The sequence below is a fragment of the Type-F symbiont of Plautia stali genome (assembly GCF_059731105.1).
Genome location: NZ_AP035909.1, coordinates 628,946 through 648,277 on the forward strand (window position 1 = coordinate 628,946; position 19,332 = coordinate 648,277).

Annotated in this window: 18 protein-coding genes and 1 other annotated feature; of the genes, 13 read left to right on the forward strand and 5 right to left on the reverse strand. The window is 56.3% G+C overall.

Annotated features, from left to right (window positions below; translation table 11 throughout):
* Positions 1–22: 22 nt before the first annotated feature.
* Positions 23–670: a 2,3-diphosphoglycerate-dependent phosphoglycerate mutase GpmB gene (gene gpmB, locus AC6I7A_RS02845; protein ID WP_046101183.1), complete on the forward strand. Its 648-nt coding sequence runs from the start codon at positions 23–25 to the stop codon at positions 668–670.
* A 40-nt stretch (positions 671–710) separates the two neighbouring features.
* Here the strand turns inward: gpmB and robA are convergent, their stop codons facing one another.
* The gene (gene robA, locus AC6I7A_RS02850; protein WP_009092241.1) at positions 711–1,592 is read right to left on the reverse strand and encodes an MDR efflux pump AcrAB transcriptional activator RobA; all 882 of its coding nucleotides are present in this window, start codon (positions 1,590–1,592) and stop codon (positions 711–713) included.
* Positions 1,593–1,784: 192 nt separating this feature from the next.
* Between robA and creA the strand changes: the two genes are divergently transcribed.
* The gene (creA, locus tag AC6I7A_RS02855) at positions 1,785–2,258 is read left to right on the forward strand and encodes a protein CreA (protein WP_009092240.1); all 474 of its coding nucleotides are present in this window, start codon (positions 1,785–1,787) and stop codon (positions 2,256–2,258) included.
* A gap of 48 nt (positions 2,259–2,306) precedes the next feature.
* Here creA and arcA read toward each other — a convergent pair whose 3' ends face one another.
* On the reverse strand, positions 2,307–3,023 hold the full coding sequence (gene arcA, locus AC6I7A_RS02860) for a two-component system response regulator ArcA (protein ID WP_009092239.1): 717 nt from the start codon (positions 3,021–3,023) through the stop codon (positions 2,307–2,309).
* 609 nt (positions 3,024–3,632) lie between these two features.
* On the opposite strand from arcA, the gene AC6I7A_RS02865 reads away from it, so the two are divergent.
* From AC6I7A_RS02865 to thrC, 5 genes are all read left to right on the forward strand, one after another.
* Complete coding sequence (locus tag AC6I7A_RS02865) at positions 3,633–4,319, forward strand: tRNA/rRNA methyltransferase (protein ID WP_009092238.1); 687 nt, start codon at positions 3,633–3,635, stop codon at positions 4,317–4,319.
* Between the two features lie 205 nt (positions 4,320–4,524).
* On the forward strand, positions 4,525–4,593 hold the full coding sequence (thrL, locus tag AC6I7A_RS02870; protein ID WP_111209051.1) for a thr operon leader peptide: 69 nt from the start codon (positions 4,525–4,527) through the stop codon (positions 4,591–4,593).
* Positions 4,532–4,650: a sequence feature (Thr leader region), on the forward strand. Its footprint overlaps the gene before it by 62 nt.
* A gap of 26 nt (positions 4,651–4,676) precedes the next feature.
* Complete coding sequence (thrA, locus tag AC6I7A_RS02875; RefSeq protein WP_009092237.1) at positions 4,677–7,139, forward strand: bifunctional aspartate kinase/homoserine dehydrogenase I; 2,463 nt, start codon at positions 4,677–4,679, stop codon at positions 7,137–7,139.
* Positions 7,140–7,141: 2 nt separating this feature from the next.
* Entirely contained in the window at positions 7,142–8,071 is a 930-nt protein-coding gene (gene thrB, locus AC6I7A_RS02880; RefSeq protein ID WP_058957752.1) for a homoserine kinase, read from the forward strand.
* A gap of 3 nt (positions 8,072–8,074) precedes the next feature.
* A complete protein-coding gene (thrC, locus tag AC6I7A_RS02885; protein ID WP_009092235.1) occupies positions 8,075–9,358 on the forward strand; it encodes a threonine synthase in 1,284 nt (427 codons plus the stop codon).
* A 36-nt stretch (positions 9,359–9,394) separates the two neighbouring features.
* On the opposite strand, the gene yaaA is transcribed toward thrC, so the two are convergent.
* Positions 9,395–10,168, reverse strand: a complete 774-nt coding sequence (gene yaaA, locus AC6I7A_RS02890) for a peroxide stress protein YaaA (RefSeq protein ID WP_046101187.1) — start codon at positions 10,166–10,168, stop codon at positions 9,395–9,397.
* A gap of 209 nt (positions 10,169–10,377) precedes the next feature.
* On the opposite strand from yaaA, the gene tal reads away from it, so the two are divergent.
* From tal to AC6I7A_RS02905, 3 genes are all read left to right on the forward strand, one after another.
* Positions 10,378–11,331, forward strand: a complete 954-nt coding sequence (gene tal / locus AC6I7A_RS02895; protein ID WP_009092233.1) for a transaldolase — start codon at positions 10,378–10,380, stop codon at positions 11,329–11,331.
* Between the two features lie 125 nt (positions 11,332–11,456).
* Entirely contained in the window at positions 11,457–12,044 is a 588-nt protein-coding gene (gene mog / locus AC6I7A_RS02900; protein WP_009092232.1) for a molybdopterin adenylyltransferase, read from the forward strand.
* Positions 12,045–12,148: 104 nt separating this feature from the next.
* Positions 12,149–13,456: an MFS transporter gene (locus tag AC6I7A_RS02905; RefSeq protein WP_058957751.1), complete on the forward strand. Its 1,308-nt coding sequence runs from the start codon at positions 12,149–12,151 to the stop codon at positions 13,454–13,456.
* A 32-nt stretch (positions 13,457–13,488) separates the two neighbouring features.
* Here AC6I7A_RS02905 and satP read toward each other — a convergent pair whose 3' ends face one another.
* Entirely contained in the window at positions 13,489–14,064 is a 576-nt protein-coding gene (gene satP / locus AC6I7A_RS02910; protein ID WP_009092229.1) for an acetate uptake transporter, read from the reverse strand.
* Positions 14,065–14,360: 296 nt separating this feature from the next.
* On the opposite strand from satP, the gene dnaK reads away from it, so the two are divergent.
* From dnaK to nhaA, 3 genes are all read left to right on the forward strand, one after another.
* A complete protein-coding gene (dnaK, locus tag AC6I7A_RS02915; protein WP_009092227.1) occupies positions 14,361–16,271 on the forward strand; it encodes a molecular chaperone DnaK in 1,911 nt (636 codons plus the stop codon).
* Between the two features lie 104 nt (positions 16,272–16,375).
* Positions 16,376–17,521, forward strand: a complete 1,146-nt coding sequence (gene dnaJ / locus AC6I7A_RS02920) for a molecular chaperone DnaJ (RefSeq protein WP_009092225.1) — start codon at positions 16,376–16,378, stop codon at positions 17,519–17,521.
* Between the two features lie 204 nt (positions 17,522–17,725).
* Positions 17,726–18,904: a Na+/H+ antiporter NhaA gene (gene nhaA, locus AC6I7A_RS02925; RefSeq protein ID WP_033736405.1), complete on the forward strand. Its 1,179-nt coding sequence runs from the start codon at positions 17,726–17,728 to the stop codon at positions 18,902–18,904.
* A gap of 132 nt (positions 18,905–19,036) precedes the next feature.
* On the opposite strand, the gene rpsT is transcribed toward nhaA, so the two are convergent.
* Positions 19,037–19,300, reverse strand: coding sequence for a 30S ribosomal protein S20 (rpsT, locus tag AC6I7A_RS02930; RefSeq protein ID WP_006117633.1), 264 nt, complete (start codon positions 19,298–19,300; stop codon positions 19,037–19,039).
* Positions 19,301–19,332: the final 32 nt, after the last annotated feature.

The window sequence follows — 19,332 nt, forward strand, 5'->3', positions numbered from 1 at the left end:
TCGCAGTATAACGGAAACTACTATGTTACAGGTCTATCTTGTTCGTCACGGTGAAACGGTTTGGAATGCGGAACGTCGCATTCAGGGGCAGTCCGACAGTCCGCTGACGGAAAAAGGTGAACAGCAGGCGCATCAGGTGAGTGAACGCGTGAAACATCTGGGTATTACCCACGTTATCACCAGCGATCTGGGCCGTACGCGCCGCACCGCGGAGATTATCGCGGATGCCTGTGGTTGCACGGTGACGCTCGATCCGCGCCTGCGGGAACTCAATATGGGCGTGCTGGAGAAGCGTCCGCTGGATGGCTTAACCGCCGCAGAAGAGCAGTGGCGTGCCACGCTGGTGAACGGCACCGAAGGCGGGCGCATCCCGGAAGGGGAGTCCATGTCCGAACTGGCAGCGCGCATGCACGCCGCGCTGAATGCCTGTCTCGACCTGCCGGCCGGGAGCCGTCCGCTGCTGGTGAGTCACGGTATGGCGCTGGGATCGCTGGTCAGCACCATTCTCGGTCTGCCTGCCTGGGCGGAACGCCGGCTGCGTCTGCGAAACTGCTCGCTCTCGCGGGTCGATTATCAGCAGAGCGCCTGGCTGGCCGAAGGGTGGATTGTGGAGATGGCGGGCGATATCTCTCATCTGGATGCGCCCGCTCTCGACGAGCTGCAGCGCTGAAGGTGTGCAGGCCGCCGTCGTGAGGACGGCAGCCTGAATATCAGCTGACCGGGGTCTGGCGGCGAATCGGAATCAGATATTCGCAACGGATCTCTGTCGGCGGCTCGGCACGCTTTTTACCGCCGTGGGTATAGAAGCGTTCAATATCCTGCCCCTGACGGCGGGTCAGCCCCAGTGTCGGCATGCAGGTGCCGTAGAGCAGCAGAATGAACTCCTGCAGATTGACGCGCGGGCCGGTGTAGGTGAACTGCACATAATCGCCCGCTTCCAGAATGACGTTCTGACCGGAGTGCAGGCTACCCGCGCTGTCAGCCGGCACCGCCGTGGTGTAGAGGATCTCCTGCTCGTCATCTTTTTCCTGGCTGGCGCGCACCTGATGCAGGCCATACAGCACCGGCGGCACGGTATCCGTTTCCAGCAGGAACTGCTTCCAGAAGTGAATCCGCATCTCGTCACGGTAGCTGGAAATCTGCTCCAGAATACAGGTGTAGTTCTGGGTCTGACCCACCAGCACCGTTTCCGGCAGGGTGACGAAGGTCGGTTCCGGCTGCGTCTCATTGTCCAGACGGATAGGGGGACGAATACCGAAGGAATTCCAGTCGGAAGCGCGACGATACCAGGCCGGCGTCTGCGCAAACTGCTTCTTGAAGGCGCGGGTAAAAGTCTGTTGTGAATCAAAACGATACTGCAGTGCGATGTCCAGAATCGGACGGCTGGTCAGGCGCAGCGCCACCGCCGCTTTAGACAGGCGACGCGCCCGGATATAGGCGCCGATCGCATGTCCGGTCACGTCTTTAAACATCCTTTGTAAGTGCCATTTAGAGTAACCGGCTTTCTGGGCAACGTTGTCCAGTGAAAGGGGTTGATCCAGATGGCTCTCCAGCCAGACAAGCAAATCGCGAATGATACCGGCTTGGTCCATAAAACATCCTCATACTCTGGTGGTGCAGCTAAATGCATCGAAGAATATTAGCACTCATTGCTCAAAAGACGTGGGCCGTTTTCCGGGGAAGATTGTGCTAAATCAGTGCGGGCATAACCCGTTTTGGTTTTGTCATTATATCGATTGACAGTACATTACATGTTCATCTATTCAATTTGCAATGGTAACCCCATGACAAGACCTCGTCTTATCCTCGCTGCGCTGACCGCACTGACCTTTTCCAGCCCGCTGCTCGCCGAACAGATCGGCTCTGTCGACACGGTGTTTAAGATATTCGGGCCTGACCACAAGATTGTCGTTGAAGCCTTCGACGATCCGGATGTTAAAAATGTAACCTGCTATATCAGCCGGGCGAAGACCGGTGGGATTAAAGGCGGGCTGGGGCTGGCTGAGGATACCTCCGATGCGGCGATTTCGTGCCAGCAGATTGGGCCAGTGGAGCTGAGTGAGAAAATCGCGCAGGGCAAAGCGGAGGGGGAGGTGGTCTTCCGCCAGCGTACCTCGCTGATCTTCAAAAAGCTGCAGGTGGTGCGCTTCTTCGATAAAAAGCGTAACGCCCTGGTCTATCTGACCTACTCCGATAAAGTCGTCGATGGTTCACCGAAGAATGCGATCAGCGCCGTGCCGATTATGCCGTGGCACTGAGCATAAAAAAAACGCCCGCAGGGGCGTTTTTTTCAGGCTTACCGCAGCTTACTCATGCAGGTCGCCGCAGAAGCGGTAACCTTCGCCATGGATGGTAGCGATGATTTCAGGCGTGTCCGGCGTCGATTCGAAATGCTTACGAATACGACGGATGGTCACATCCACGGTGCGGTCGTGCGGCTTAAGGTCACGGCCGGTCATTTTTTTCAGCAGATCGGCACGGGTCTGAATCTTGCCCGGATTTTCGCAGAAGTGCAGCATGGCGCGGAACTCACTGCGTGGCAGTTTATAGTGCTCGCCGTTCGGGTTGATCAGTGAGCGGCTGTTGATATCCAGCTCCCAGCCATTGAATTTGTAACTCTCAACCTGACGGCGCTCTTCGCCCGGCATGGCGAGATTCATGGTGCGCGACAGCAGATTACGGGCACGAATCGTCAGCTCACGCGGATTGAACGGTTTGGTGATGTAGTCGTCAGCGCCAATTTCCAGACCGAGAATTTTATCAACTTCGTTGTCACGGCCGGTCAGGAACATCAGGGCGACATTGGCCTGTTCGCGCAGTTCACGGGCCAGCAGCAGGCCGTTTTTACCCGGCAGGTTGATGTCCATGATCACCAGGTTAACGTCATTGTCGGTCAGCACCTGATGCATTTCTGCACCATCAGTCGCCTCATACACCACATAACCTTCTGCCTCGAAGATGCTCTTGAGGGTGTTACGCGTGACCAGTTCGTCTTCAACGATAAGAATGTGCGGGGTCTGCATGTTTAGCTACCTAAAATTTGCCAACAAATTGAAAACAGGGCGTACAGCGGTATGGCGTTCTCCATCATCGAGAGCAGCGGGCCGCGCTGAACCGTTGTACGAAATCATATTTTGATAAGCCATCTATCAACGTCAACAACAGTATTAGCTCAGCCAGTCAGGATGAAAATTGCATGCCCCAGGCGAGAATGATAATGGCGCATATCCTAACTGCATTAACAGCAACCTAACAGCACCAACTACAACCGATAAGCATAAAAACAACGCTTCGTTGACTTATATCAAATGCAATTGTAGCACGTTAACACTTTTGTGAAAAACTTCTCGTAGATTGCCCGTTTAGCTCACAAAAAGCATCATTTTCATTACATTTTTCACGCTTCGGTTCCAAAATGAAACCCACTGGTAATCACATTCTATCCTGTTGAACTTAAATGTATTAATAGTGGTTTCTTTAATAAAGGCCGCTTCGCCGGTAAAAAGATTCGGACCGCTTTTTTTAACCGGTTTTAACAATGTTAATCACCGCTTTTCTTATTCGCTTCCGCCCGCTGAATCCTGAACAGTCATGTTAATATGGCGTTATGTAAATGGACCAATGGAGTAAATATGCTCTTCCCCCTGATTCTCGTCTCGCCCGCGCGGCCAGAAAATATCGGCGCTGCGGCGCGCGCCATGAAAACCATGGGCTTCAGCCAGCTGCGCATTGTCGCCAGCGACGCCTGGCAGGACCCGGCCGCGCGCCGGGTCGCGCATGGCGCGGGTGAGATCCTCGATAACGTCCAGACGTTTGCAACGCTGGCTGACGCATTAGCAGACATCGACTTCTCCGTCGCCACCACTGCGCGCAGCCGGGCAAAGTTTCGCTACTACGCCACGCCAGAGCAGGTTGAAACACAGCTGCTGGAGAAGCGTCAGTGGGTAAAGAGTATGGCGCTGGTATTTGGTCGCGAAGACAGCGGGCTGACTAATGAGGAGCTGGAGCAGGTCGATCTGCTGACCGGCATCCCGATGGCGAATGACTATCCATCACTCAATCTCGGCCAGGCGGTGATGGTCTACTGCTATCAGCTGTCGAAGCTGAATCAGGTTGAGGCTCCGCTCACCGCCGCCGCAGACGGGCAGCAGCTGCAGGCGCTGCGGCAGCGTTTGCATCAGCTGCTGGCGCAGCTGGAGGTGAGTGATGATGAGAAACTCTCTGACTGGATCGATCAGCGGGTGGGGCTGCTGGAACAGCGCGACACGGCGATGCTGCATCGTCTGCTGCACGATATTGAAAAAAAACTCGCAGATTAATCCTCGGCGAAAATCTTATTTTGCAGTAACAGATCGCAGAGAAGTTCAGCATCGCAAACGATCAAAGAGCGTTTTACGATTTCGCCGGTGGCTCTGCGCAGTCAGGGAAATGGGCCCGCCGGACAAATCGGGTTGACTTAATGTGCGCTTTGCTTTACTTCTGGATGCCAGACGGACAGACAAAGACAGACAGAAAAAAATCTCAATGCGTAAAATCAGCCTGAACACCACAATTATTACCATCACCATTACCACAGGTAACGGTGCGGGCTGACGCATACAGGAAAAACAGAAAAAAAGCCCGCACCTAACCAGTGCGGGCTTTTTTTTCGGCTTAAATTCAGGAGAGTTGATATCATGCGAGTGCTGAAATTCGGCGGGACCTCGGTAGCGAATGCGGAACGGTTTCTTCGCGTCGCTGACATTCTGGAAAGTAATGCGCAACAAGGACAGGTTGCAACCGTGCTCTCTGCGCCAGCAAAGATCACTAACCACCTGGTGGCGATGATTGAAAAAACCATCAGTGGTCAGGACGCTTTGCCGAATATCAGCGACGCTGAGCGCATCTTCAGCGAGCTGCTGCAGGGGCTCGCTGAGTCACAGCCTGGCTTTGAATATGAGCGGCTGAAAACCCGCGTGGACCTGGAGTTTGCGCAGCTGAAGCAGGTGCTGCACGGCATCAGCCTGCTGGGGCAGTGCCCGGACAGCGTCAACGCGGCGATCATCTGCCGCGGTGAAAAGCTCTCGATTGCCATTATGGAAGCGCTGCTGCAGGCACGCGGTCATGAGGTCAGCGTGATCGATCCGGTAGAGAAGCTGCTCGCTGTCGGTCACTACCTGGAGTCCACCGTCGACATCGCCGAATCGACCCGTCGCATCGAAGCCAGCCAGATCCCGCCGCAGAATATGATCCTGATGGCGGGCTTTACCGCCGGCAACGAGCGCGGTGAGCTGGTGGTGCTGGGCCGTAATGGCTCAGACTACTCGGCGGCCGTGCTGGCAGCCTGTCTGCGCGCCGACTGCTGTGAAATCTGGACCGATGTCGATGGCGTGTATACCTGCGATCCGCGTCAGGTGCCGGATGCCCGCCTGCTGAAATCGATGTCCTATCAGGAAGCGATGGAACTCTCCTATTTCGGCGCCAAGGTGCTGCATCCCCGCACCATTGCGCCTATCGCGCAGTTCCAGATCCCGTGCCTGATCAAAAACACCGCCAATCCGCAGGCGCCCGGCACCCTGATTGGGGCAGAAGGCGAGCAGGATGAAAATCCGGTGAAAGGCATCACCAACCTGAATAACATGGCGATGGTTAACGTCTCCGGTCCCGGCATGAAAGGGATGGTCGGAATGGCGGCCAGGGTGTTTGCGGCGATGTCGCGCACCGGCATTTCCGTGGTGCTGATCACCCAATCCTCGTCTGAATACAGCATCAGTTTCTGCGTGCCGCAGAGCGAACTGGCGCGGGCGCGTCAGGTGCTGGAAGAGGAGTTCTATCTGGAGCTGAAAGATGGCCTGCTGGACCCGCTGGATATCATTGAAAATCTGGCGGTGATCTCGGTAGTGGGCGATGGCATGCGCACCCTGCGCGGCATCTCAGCTAAATTCTTCTCGGCGCTGGCGCGCGCCAACATCAATATCGTGGCGATTGCGCAGGGCTCCTCTGAACGTTCCATCTCCGTCGTGGTTAACAACGATGAAGTGATCACCGGGGTGCGCGTGGTGCATCAGATGCTGTTCGCCACCGATCAGGTTATCGAAGTCTTTGTGGTGGGCGTCGGCGGCGTCGGCGGTGCGCTGCTGGATCAGTTACATCGCCAGCAGGCGTGGCTGAAGCAGAAGCATATCGACCTGCGGGTCTGCGGCATCGCCAACTCGCATGCGCTGTTGACGAATGTTCACGGCATCGATCTGAGCCACTGGGAAGCGGCATTAAGTGAAGCCAAAGAGCCTTTCAATCTGGCGCGCCTGACCCGGCTGGTCAAAGAGTATCATCTGCTTAATCCGGTGATTGTGGACTGTACCTCCAGCCAGGCGGTCGCCGATCAGTATGCCGATTTTCTCAGCGAAGGTTTCCACGTGGTGACGCCGAACAAAAAGGCTAACACCTCATCCTGGAACTACTACCAGCAGATGCGTGCCGCCGCGGCCAAATCGCGCCGCAAGTTCCTTTATGATACTAACGTCGGTGCCGGTCTGCCGGTGATCGAAAACCTGCAGAACCTGATGAACGCGGGTGATGAGCTGCTGCGCTTCTCCGGCATCCTGTCTGGCTCGCTCTCCTTTATCTTCGGCAAGCTGGATGAAGGCGTCTCCCTGTCTCAGGCGACTCAGATGGCGCGGGAGATGGGCTTTACCGAACCCGATCCGCGTGACGATCTCGCCGGCACAGACGTGGCGCGTAAGCTGCTGATCCTGGCGCGCGAAGCGGGTCATCAGCTGGAGCTGACGGATATTGAGATTGAGCCGCTGCTGCCCGCCAGCCTGACCGACATTGCAGACGTTGAGCAGTTTATGCAGCGCCTGCCTGAGCTGGACAACGCCTTTGCCGCGCGGGTTGCGCAGGCGCGTGATGCGGGTAAAGTGTTGCGCTATGTCGGCGTGATCGAAGAGGGCGGCGTCTGCAAAGTCAGAATTGACGCCGTAGACAGCAACGATCCGCTCTTTAAGGTGAAAAATGGCGAGAATGCGCTGGCATTTTACAGCCGCTACTATCAGCCGATCCCGATGGTGCTGCGCGGGTACGGTGCAGGAAATGATGTGACAGCGGCCGGTGTCTTTGCCGACCTGCTGCGCACGCTGTCATGGAAGTTGGGAGTTTAAAAATGGTAAAAATTTACGCACCGGCCTCGATTGGTAACGTCAGCGTCGGCTTCGATGTGCTGGGCGCGGCGGTTTCGCCGGTGGACGGTTCCCTGCTGGGTGACTGCGTCTCCGTGGAGGCGGCAGAGCACTTTTCACTGACCAACGCCGGACGTTTTGTCAGTAAGCTGCCCGCCGATCCTAAAGAGAACATCGTTTATCAGTGCTGGCAGCGCTTCTGCGAGGCGGTGGGCAAAGAGATCCCGGTGGCGATGACGCTGGAGAAGAACATGCCCATCGGCTCCGGGCTGGGCTCCAGCGCCTGCTCGGTGGTGGCCGGTCTGGTCGCGATGAATGAATTCTGCGGTAAGCCCCTCGATGACAGCACCCTGCTGACGCTGATGGGCGAGCTGGAAGGGCGCATCTCCGGCAGCGTTCATTACGATAACGTCGCGCCCTGCTTCCTTGGGGGCATTCAGCTGATGCTGCAGGAGAATGAGATTATCAGCCAGGCCGTGCCCGGCTTTGATGACTGGCTGTGGGTCATGGCCTATCCGGGCATTAAAGTCTCGACCGCCGAAGCGCGCGCGATTTTACCGGCGCAGTACCGCAAAGAGGAGTGCATCAAGCATGGCCGCCTGCTGGCGGGCTTCATTCACGCCTGCCATACGCGTCAGCCGCTGCTGGCCGCTAAACTTATGCAGGATGTCATTGCTGAACCTTATCGCACCAGACTGCTGCCGGGCTTCGCCGAGGCGCGACAGGCGGCCAAAGATATCGGCGCACTGGCGTGCGGTATCTCAGGCTCTGGTCCGACACTTTTCGCCGTTTGCAATCAGATGGAAACGGCACAGCGGATGGCTGACTGGCTGAGCCAGCACTATCTGCAGAACGATGAAGGCTTCGTCCATATCTGCCGTCTCGACACGGCTGGCGCACGACAATTGGGATAACGCATGAAACTCTACAATCTTAAGGATCACAACGAGCAGGTCAGCTTCGCCCAGGCGGTGAAACAGGGTCTGGGATCGCAGCAGGGTCTGTTCTTTCCGCTGGAACTGCCGGAGTTTGAACTGACAGACATCGACGCGATGCTGGAGATGGATTTTGTCAGCCGCAGCAGCAAAATTCTGTCGGCTTATATTGGTGATGAGATCCCGGCCGAACAGCTGCATGAGCGTGTTAAAGCCGCGTTTGCGTTTCCGGCACCGGTCAAAGCGGTCAGTGAAGATGTGGCCTGTCTGGAGCTGTTCCACGGCCCGACGCTGGCGTTTAAAGATTTCGGCGGCCGTTTTATGGCGCAGATGCTCTCCTATGTTTCCGGTTCAGACGAGCAGATCACGATTCTGACCGCGACCTCCGGTGATACCGGTGCGGCCGTGGCCCACGCCTTCTACGGCATGGAGAATGTGCGTGTGGTGATCCTCTATCCACAGGGCAAGATCAGCCCGCTGCAGGAGAAACTCTTCTGTACGCTGGGCGGCAACATCGAAACTATCGCCATCGACGGCGATTTCGATGCCTGTCAGGCGCTGGTCAAGCAGGCGTTCGATGATGAAGTGCTGAAAAAGACGATTGGCCTGAACTCAGCTAACTCCATCAACATCAGCCGCCTGCTGGCGCAGATCTGCTACTACTTTGAAGCGGTGGCGCAGCTGCCGCAGGAAAAACGCAATCAGCTGGTGGTTTCCGTACCAAGCGGCAACTTCGGGGATTTAACGGCGGGTCTGCTGGCGAAATCACTGGGGCTGCCGATCAAGCGCTTTATCGCCGCCACTAACGCCAATGACACGGTGCCGCGCTTCCTCGGCAACGGCGAGTGGCAGCCTAACCAGACGGTCGCGACCCTGTCGAATGCGATGGATGTCAGCCAGCCGAACAACTGGCCGCGTGTGGAAGAGCTGTTCCGCCGTAAAACCTGGCGGCTGACCGACCTGGCCTGCGGTGCGGTCTCTGACGAAACCACCCGTGCCGCCATGCGTGAACTGGCTGAGATTGGCTACATTTCTGAGCCCCACGCCGCCATCGCCTGGCGTCTGCTGCGCGATCAGCTGCAGGAAGGCGAGTATGGCCTGTTCCTCGGCACCGCTCATCCGGCCAAATTCCGTGAAAGCGTGGAAGCGATCCTTGAGCAGACCCTGACGCTGCCGCCGGAGCTGGCGGAGCGTGCGGAACTCCCGCTGCTGTCACACCAGATGCAGGCGGACTTTGCCGCGCTGCGGGCATTTCTGCTGAAATAATCTTTCCCGGCTGCGGGAAAGAGAAGACGCGCGGGGCTACTGCTCCGCGCGCTTGAACACCAGCTCGCTTTCGCTGCTGCTGGCTGCATCAAAACGATAACCTTCCAGATCAAACGCCTTAAGCTGCTCCGGCTTTGTCAGGCGCTCCTGAATCACATAGCGACTCATCAGGCCGCGCGCCTTTTTGGCGTAGAAGCTGATGACTTTGTAGCTGCCATTTTTCTCATCCAGGAACACCGGCTTAATCATCTGCGCCTGTAACGCTTTCGGTCTGACCGCCCGGAAATATTCATCCGAGGCGAGGTTGATCAGGACGTTGTCGCCCTGTTCCGCCAGCGCGGCGTTCAGCGTTTCGGTGATGAGATCACCCCAGAAGGTATAGAGATCTTTACCTGCCGGATTCGCCAGCCGAATGCCCATCTCCAGCCGGTAAGGCTGCATGAGATCGAGTGGACGCAGCACGCCATACAGACCAGACAGCATGCGCAGGTGCTGCTGGGCAAAATCGAAATCCTGATCGCTGAACGTCTCCGCCTGCAAACCGGTATAAACATCGCCTTTAAACGCCAGAATCGCCTGGCGGGCATTCTGCGGCGAGAAGTCGGGCTGCCAGCTGTTAAACCGCTCGGCATTCAGGTGCGCCAGTTTGTCGCTGATGCCCATTAACGAGGCGATGCTGGCCGGTGACAGGTCACGCGCAATCTCAATCAGCTGTTGTGACTTTTCTAACAGCGCAGGCTGGGTATAGCGGGTTGTCGCCAGCGGGCTGTCATAATCCAGCGTCTTGGCGGGGGAGATCACCATCAACATAGTTGCTTCCTCGTTTAATGCCTGCTTTAACAGGATATTGGCGGCTTATCAGGCTCCGCAGTGTAGCAAAAAAGCCGCAAAGAATGACGAATCACACCTATTTGTTCGCGCTATCGTAAACGGCATTCCCTGACCTTGCGCCACCGTTGGCGCGTGATATTATCGCAACAGCCTTTTTTCACACTGACAGTTAACTAAGAGAAAAGAACATGACGGACAAACTTACCTCCCTGCGTCAGCTCACCACCGTCGTTGCCGACACCGGTGATATCGCAGCCATGAAGCTGTATCAGCCGCAGGATGCCACGACTAACCCTTCTCTGATTCTTAACGCCGCGCAAATCCCTGAATACCGTAAACTGATCGATGAAGCGATCGGCTGGGCGCGTGAGCAGAGCAGCGATAAAGATGAGCAGCTGCAGCTGGTTTCTGACAAGCTGGCCGTAAACATTGGTCTGGAAATTCTCAAACTGATCCCGGGCCGTATTTCGACCGAAGTGGATGCGCGTCTCTCTTACGACACCGAAGGCAGCATCAATAAAGCCCGTAGTCTGATCAAACTCTACAACGATGCCGGTATCAGCAATGACCGCATCCTGATCAAACTGGCCTCAACCTGGCAGGGTATCCGCGCCGCGGAGCAGCTGGAAAAAGAGGGCATCAACTGTAACCTGACGCTGCTGTTCTCTTTCGCTCAGGCGCGTGCCTGCGCCGAAGCGGGCGTTTTCCTGATCTCTCCGTTTGTGGGTCGTATTCTGGACTGGTACAAAGCCAACACCGATAAAAAAGAGTATGCGGCGCACGAAGATCCCGGCGTGGTTTCTGTTTCTGAAATCTACAACTACTACAAGCAGCACGGCTATGAAACCGTCGTGATGGGCGCCAGCTTCCGTAACACCGGCGAAATCATCGAGCTGGCTGGCTGTGACCGTCTGACCATTTCGCCTGCGCTGCTGAAAGAGCTGGCCGAGAGCGAAGGAACCCTGGAGCGTAAACTGAGCTACAGCGGTGAAGTGAAAGCACGTCCGGCCCGCATGACCGAGTCTGAGTTCCTGTGGCAGCACAACCAGGATCCGATGGCGGTGGCGAAGCTGGCAGAAGGCATCCGCAACTTTGCCGTTGATCAGGGCAAACTTGAGAAGATGCTGGCAGAACTGCTGTAATCCTCCGATCGTGACGGCGCAGGCCGTCACGGTTTTCCCTTTTCCGACCCTTTCACTTTGTATTATCCTTTCGGCTATTCCCCTTTTACTCCACCGCACCGCGGTCATTCACAGCGAAGCTAACCATGAATACATTACGCATTGGCCTGATCTCGGTTTCCGATCGCGCCGCGAACGGCATCTATCAGGATCAGGGGATTCCCGCGCTGGAGAGCTGGCTCAGCACGGCCATCAGCAGCCCGTTCGAAATGGAGTCCCGACTGGTGCCGGACGAGCAGCCGATGATTGAGCAGGCGATTTGCGAGCTGGTCGATGAACGCTTTTGCCATCTGGTGCTGACCACTGGCGGCACCGGGCCGGCCCGGCGCGACGTCACTCCCGACGCCACCTTAGCCGTCGCCGATCGGGAGATGCCCGGATTCGGTGAGCAGATGCGCCAGATCAGCCTGCAGTTTGTGCCGACCGCGATTCTGTCGCGTCAGGTCGGCGTGATCCGTAAGCAGTCACTGATCCTCAATCTGCCTGGTCAGCCAAAGTCGATCAGGGAGACGCTGGAGGGGCTGAAAGATGAGCAGGGCAACGTCAAAGTCCACGGCATTTTTGCCTCTGTACCTTATTGTTTACAGCTGCTGGAAGGGCCGTATGTCGAAACCCATCGTGACGTGGTAGCAGCATTTCGGCCTAAAAGCGCGATACGTGAGATAAACAACTAAATATTGTCCATTTCAGGCATAAGCTATAGCCCGGCTGGTGTGGCAAAAGATTGACGGTATAGTAATTAGATCTTTACAACCCGATCTTTTGCCTCTGGACTATTATGAACCTGACCTCTACGCAGCGTCTGACCGGTAAGGATTACAGAACCCTGGCGCTGGCCGCACTGGGCGGCGCGCTGGAATTTTACGACTTCATCATTTTTGTCTTCTTCGCCACCGTGATTGGCGAACTCTTTTTCCCCGCCGATATTCCCGAGTGGCTGCGCCAGTTGCAGACCTTTGCCATTTTTGCCGCCGGCTATCTGGCACGTCCGCTGGGCGGCATCGTGATGGCCCACTTTGGCGATAAAGTGGGGCGTAAGAAGATGTTCAGCCTGAGCATTATGCTGATGGCGCTGCCGACATTGATGATGGGCGCGCTTCCCACCTGGCAGACCATCGGCGTTGCCGCACCGTTACTGATGCTGCTGATGCGGATGCTGCAGGGGGCGGCGATTGGTGGCGAGGTGCCGGGAGCCTGGGTGTTTGTCGCTGAGCATGTGCCCTATAAACGCATCGGTATCGCCTGTGGCACACTGACGGCCGGGCTGACCATCGGAATTTTACTGGGGTCGCTGGTGGCAACGCTGATCAATACCTCACTCTCACCCCAGGCAATTCATGATGGCGGCTGGCGCATCCCGTTCTTCCTCGGCGGCCTGTTCGGGCTGGGCGCGATGGTGCTGCGCCGCTGGCTGCATGAGACGCCGGTGTTTGTGGAGATGCAGCAGCGTAAAGCGCTCTCCAGTAAGCTGCCGCTGAAAACAGTGCTGGCTGAACATAAAAAATCGGTCGTCATTTCCATGCTGCTGACCTGGCTGCTCTCCGCCTGCATCGTGGTGGTGATCCTGATGTCCCCGGTGTGGCTGCAAAAACAGCTGGGCATTGCGCCTGCGCTGACGCTGCAGGCCAACAGCCTGGCCACCGTCATGCTCTGCTTCGGCTGTATTATTGCCGGCCTGGCGGCCGATCGCTTCGGTGCCAGCCGCACGCTGTGTGTCGGCAGCCTGCTGCTGGCGATCTGCTGCTGGCAGTTTTATCATCTGACTGCACTCTATCCGCAGCAGCTCTTCCTGCTGTATGGACTGGCCGGCCTCAGCGTGGGTGCCGTGGGCGCCGTCCCGTTCGTGATGGTGCGTGCCTTTCCGGCGGAAGTCCGTTTTACCGGTATCTCCTTTTCCTACAATCTCGCCTATGCGATTTTCGGCGGCCTGACACCGATTTTTGTGTCGCTGCTGATGAATGTGTCGGTGATGGCCCCATGCTGGTATGTGATGGCACTGGCGCTGGTGGGACTGGTGACGGGGATCTGGCTGCGGCGTGATATCAGCCACGAGCCAGAACTGCATCAGGGGGTTAATTCGCTGTAGTGAGAGGACGCGGAGCCTGACTCCGCGTCTTATTATGATTGATGGGGCTTCTCGCCAATCGGCAGAACGGTACGGCCAAAGGTTTCGTTTAGCACTTCCCCCATGGCCAGATAGCAGGCGCTTGCGCCGCAGAGAAGGCCAACCCAGCCTGCCGTGGTGACCAGCGCAGGCAGATGCATCAGATGCGCTACGGCCAGCAGCAGAAACAGCAGCGTGAGCGTGGCGAAAACAAACTGCAGCATCCGCGCACCTTTCAGCGTGCCGACAAACATAAACAGCGTGAAGATGCCCCACAGAAGCAGCCAGGCCCCCAGAAAACGTTCGTCGGGGGCGTTCGCGAGGCCCATTTCCGGCAGCAGCAGAATCGCCACAAAGCTTAACCAGAACATCCCGTAAGAGGTAAAGGCCGTCAGCCCAAAGGTGTTATTCTTTTTAAACTCCAGCAGGCCTGCCAGCACCTGCGCAATCCCACCATAAAAAATCCCCATGGCCAGAATCGCGACGTCCATCGTGAACAGGCCCGCGTTGTGCAGGTTGAGTAAAACCGTTGTCATGCCAAATCCCATTAATCCCAGCGGGGCAGGGTTGGCCAGTGTTGAATTTGCCATAGTTCCTCGGCGGTCAGTAAACGTTGATGATAAAAAGCGCTCCGCTTCACTCCATCGAGCGGAGCGGCGCATCATATTCAGCGTTCTGCCTGGGTTCTTTGATCCCGACCGGGCCAGAGGTGAAAATTTTTTTTGGTTTAACCCTTGATGCGCATCGAAGCGGCCCCATTTACTTCTCATCGAGCGTTGTGAACGTTGGAAAAAAAGCATGTGCTGGCAGGTTGAATGCAAACAACCCGCCCACATAAAAGGTTCACAACCCAAATTGGCAACGAATTTAAGTGGGAGATGTTTAGATGGGTAAGATTATTGGTATTGACCTGGGTACAACCAACTCTTGTGTTGCGATCATGGATGGCACCAAAGCACGCGTGCTGGAAAATGCCGAGGGCGATCGCACCACGCCTTCAATTATTGCGTACACACAGGATGGCGAAATTCTGGTCGGTCAACCGGCTAAACGTCAGGCAGTGACCAACCCGCAGAATACCCTGTTCGCAATTAAGCGTCTGATCGGTCGTCGCTTCCAGGACGAAGAAGTTCAGCGTGATATTAAAATCATGCCGTACAAAATCGCCAGCGCTGACAACGGCGACGCCTGGCTGGAAGTGAAAGGCCAGAAAATGGCACCGCCGCAGATTTCGGCTGAAGTGCTGAAGAAAATGAAAAAGACCGCCGAAGATTACCTCGGTGAGCCAGTGACCGAAGCGGTGATCACCGTTCCGGCATACTTTAACGATGCACAGCGCCAGGCGACCAAAGATGCAGGCCGCATCGCGGGTCTGGAAGTTAAGCGTATCATTAACGAACCAACCGCTGCTGCACTGGCCTACGGCCTGGACAAAGGTCAGGGTAACCGCACCATCGCCGTGTATGACCTGGGTGGCGGTACCTTCGATATCTCCATCATCGAGATCGACGAAGTTGATGGCGAAAAAACCTTTGAAGTTCTGGCAACCAACGGTGATACCCACCTGGGTGGTGAAGACTTCGACAGCCGTCTGATTAACTATCTGGTAGCTGAATTTAAGAAAGATCAGGGCATCGATCTGCACAACGATCCTCTGGCGATGCAGCGTCTGAAAGAAGCCGCAGAGAAAGCGAAAATCGAGCTCTCTTCTGCTCAGCAGACCGACGTTAACCTGCCGTACATCACTGCAGATGCGACCGGTCCTAAGCACCTGAACATCAAAGTGACCCGTTCTAAGCTGGAGTCACTGGTTGAAGATCTGGTTGCACGCTCAATCGCGCCACTGAAAGTTGCGCTGCAGGATGCGGGTCTGTCGGTTTCTGACATCAACGACGTTATCCTGGTCGGTGGTCAGACCCGTATGCCACTGGTTCAGGCGAAAGTCACCGAGTTCTTTGGTAAAGAGCCACGTAAAGATGTGAACCCGGACGAAGCCGTTGCTGTCGGTGCTGCGGTTCAGGGTGGTGTACTGGGTGGCGACGTGAAAGACGTGCTGCTGCTGGACGTAACCCCGCTGTCACTGGGTATCGAAACCATGGGTGGCGTGATGACGTCGCTGATCAGCAAAAATACCACCATCCCGACCAAGCACAGCCAGGTCTTCTCGACTGCTGAAGATAACCAGTCAGCCGTGACCATTCACGTGCTGCAGGGTGAGCGTAAGCGCGCCAATGACAACAAGTCACTGGGCCAGTTCAACCTTGACGGTATCCAGGCTGCGCCTCGCGGTATGCCGCAGATCGAAGTCACCTTCGACATCGATGCGGATGGTATCCTGCATGTGTCGGCGAAAGATAAGAACAGCGGTAAAGAGCAGAAAATCACCATCAAAGCCTCTTCCGGTCTGAACGACGAAGAGATCGAAAAAATGGTGCGTGATGCGGAAGCGAACGCAGAAGCTGACCGTAAGTTCGAAGAGCTGGTACAGACGCGCAACCAGGGCGATCAGATTGCCCACAGCACGCGTAAGCAGCTGGAAGAAGCCGGCGATAAACTGTCAGCAGACGACAAAGCGCCAATCGAAGCCGCACTGGCCGCGCTGGAAACTGCGCTGAAAGGCGAAGACAAAGCGGAAATCGACGCCAAAATGCAGGCGCTGATGGAAGTGTCCGGCAAACTGATGGAAGCCGCACAGCAGTCTCAGGCAGGTGCAGCCGATGCCGGTGATGCGTCAGCGAAGAAAGATGACGACGTTGTCGATGCTGAATTCGAAGAAGTAAAAGACAACAAGAAATAATTGCCCCTGACCGGGCGCGACGGCTGGCCTGACAGCCGTTGAAACCAGCACGGGCGTCGGAGATCTCTCCACGCCCGTGCGATCATGTTAAGGGCTAAATAAACATGGCGAAGAGTGATTACTACGAGATTTTAGGCGTCGCCAAATCCGCGGACGAGCGTGAAATCAAAAAGGCGTACAAACGCCTGGCAATGAAATTTCACCCGGATCGTAATCCCGGAGATAAAGAAGCCGAAGCCAAATTCAAAGAGGCTAAAGAAGCGTACGAAATCCTGACCGATGCGCAGAAGCGTGCGGCCTACGATCAATATGGTCATGCAGCCTTTGAACAGGGCGGCATGGGTGGCGGTGGATTCGGCGGCGGCGGCTTTGGCGGCGGCGGTGCAGACTTCAGCGATATCTTTGGCGACGTATTCGGTGACATCTTTGGTGGTGGACGCCGTCAGCGCGCATCCCGCGGCGCCGATTTACGCTACAACATGGAGCTGACGCTGGAAGAAGCGGTACGCGGCGTGACCAAAGAGATCCGCATTCCAACGCTGGAAGAGTGTGATGTCTGCCACGGCAGCGGCGCGAAACCGGGCACGCAGCCACAAACCTGTTCGACCTGTCACGGTGCAGGCCAGGTGCAGATGCGCCAGGGCTTCTTCACCGTTCAGCAGGCCTGTCCGACCTGTCACGGTCGCGGCTCGGTGATTAAAGATCCGTGCAACGCCTGTCACGGTCACGGTCGCGTTGAGAAGTCGAAAACGCTGTCAGTGAAAATCCCGGCCGGGGTCGACACCGGCGATCGTATCCGTCTGAGCGGAGAAGGCGAAGCGGGCGAGCAGGGCGCGCCAGCGGGCGATCTCTATGTTCAGGTCTCGGTGAAGAAACACCCGATTTTCGAACGTGAAGAGAATAACCTCTACTGCGAAGTGCCGATTAACTTTGCGATGGCGGCGCTGGGCGGTGAGATTGAAGTGCCGACGCTGGATGGACGCGTGAAGCTGAAAGTGCCGTCAGAGACCCAGACCGGCAAGCTGTTCCGCATGCGCGGACGCGGCGTGAAATCTGTCCGCGGTGGTGCGGTTGGTGACCTGTTGTGTCGCGTCGTGGTGGAAACACCGGTCAGCCTGAACGAGAAACAGAAGTCGCTGCTGCGTGAACTGGAAGAGAGTTTTGGCGGTCCGAGCGGCGAGCACAATAGCCCGCGCTCCAAGAGCTTTTTCGACGGTGTGAAAAAATTCTTTGACGACCTGACCCGATAAACCGGGAAAGATAAAACGGAGCCCTGGGCTCCGTTTTTTTTGGCCTCTGATCAGGGATGCTGCACACCGACTGCCCCGCAGCGTAGCCGGGCCTGCGAATGATCCGGTCAATGCGAGCGACAACGCCGGGCACAAGCTGCTGTTAACGGGCGATATGAGTCGTTACACTTATTCACTTTCTCTCGCCGATCAGGAAGATAAACGTTGAATAAGCCTCGGAAACTCAGAAACCTCCTCAGGAGCTTCATTGAAAGTGATGCCAGTAACGGCATGATATTAATCCTGGCAGCCGTGGCGGCCATGATCCTCGCCAATACCGCTGCGACGGCCGAAGGCTATCAGGCGTTACTGAATGAGCCTGTCCAGATCCGCTTTGGTGCGCTGGATATCAGCAAAAATCTGCTGTTATGGATAAACGATGCGCTGATGGCGCTGTTTTTCCTGCTGATTGGGCTGGAAGTGAAGCGCGAGCTGAGGGTCGGTGAACTCGCAAGCCGGGAGAAGGCAATCTTTCCGGTTATCGCAGCCCTGGGAGGCATGGCGCTGCCCGCCCTGATCTTTCTGGCTTTCAACCACGGTGATGAGATTGCCCGCAACGGCTGGGCGATTCCCACGGCAACGGATATCGCGTTTGCACTGGGGGTGCTGGCCCTGCTCGGCAGCCGGGTTCCTGCTGCGCTGAAAGTGTTTCTGATGGCGCTGGCGATTATCGATGATCTGGGGGCGATTGTGATTATCGCCCTGTTCTATACCAGCGGCCTGTCGATGCTCTCTCTGGGCGTGGCGGCAGCGGCGATTGTGGTGCTGGCCCTGCTGAATTACTTCAACGTCCGCAAAATCTCGATCTACATTCTGGTGGGCATTGTGCTCTGGACCGCCGTCCTTAAGTCGGGTGTTCATGCAACGCTGGCAGGCGTTATCGTGGGCTTCTTTGTGCCGCTGGAGAAGAGAGAGGGGCACTCGCCAGCAGAGCATCTGGCGCACGGCCTGATGCCGTGGGTGAACTGGCTGATTCTGCCGCTGTTTGCCTTTGCCAATGCCGGTATTTCACTCGCCGGTATTACGCTGGGCGATATCCTGTCACCGGAACCGGCAGGCATCATCTTTGGCCTGTTAATCGGCAAACCCCTGGGCATTACGCTCTTCTGCTGGCTGGCCGTCAGATTGCGGCTGGCGGTATTGCCTGGCGGCACCACCATCCGCGATATCATGGCGATCGGCGTGCTGTGCGGTATCGGCTTCACGATGTCGATATTTATCAGTTCACTGGCCTTTGATGCCGCCCATGAGCAGCTGGTGACGTTCTCTAAGCTGGGGATTCTGACCGGTTCTCTGCTCTCCGCCGTATTGGGATATAGCCTGTTACGGGTCAGGCTGCGTTAAGAGAGGGGAGGCGAAAGCCTCCTTTTTTTGCCCTGCATCACCCTCACGAGGAGTGGCGGTGCGGCAAATGACAGGCGAAAAAAAACCGGCGTAAGCGCCGGTTCTTTCAACAAAGCGATAAACAACAGGCGATTAAGCCAGTTTGTTGATCTGTGCAGTCAGGTTTGCTTTATAACGTGCAGCTTTGTTTTTGTGGATCAGACCTTTAGCAGCCTGACGGTCCACGATTGGTTGCATTTCATTGAATGCGTTCTGCGCAGCAGCTTTGTCGCCTGAAGCGATCGCCGCGTATACTTTCTTAACGAAGGTACGCATCATAGAGCGGCGGCTAGCGTTATGCTTACGGCGTTTCTCAGATGTTACGGCGCGTTTCTTAGCTGATTTGATATTAGCCAAGGTCCAACTCCCAAATGTGTTCTATAGAGACA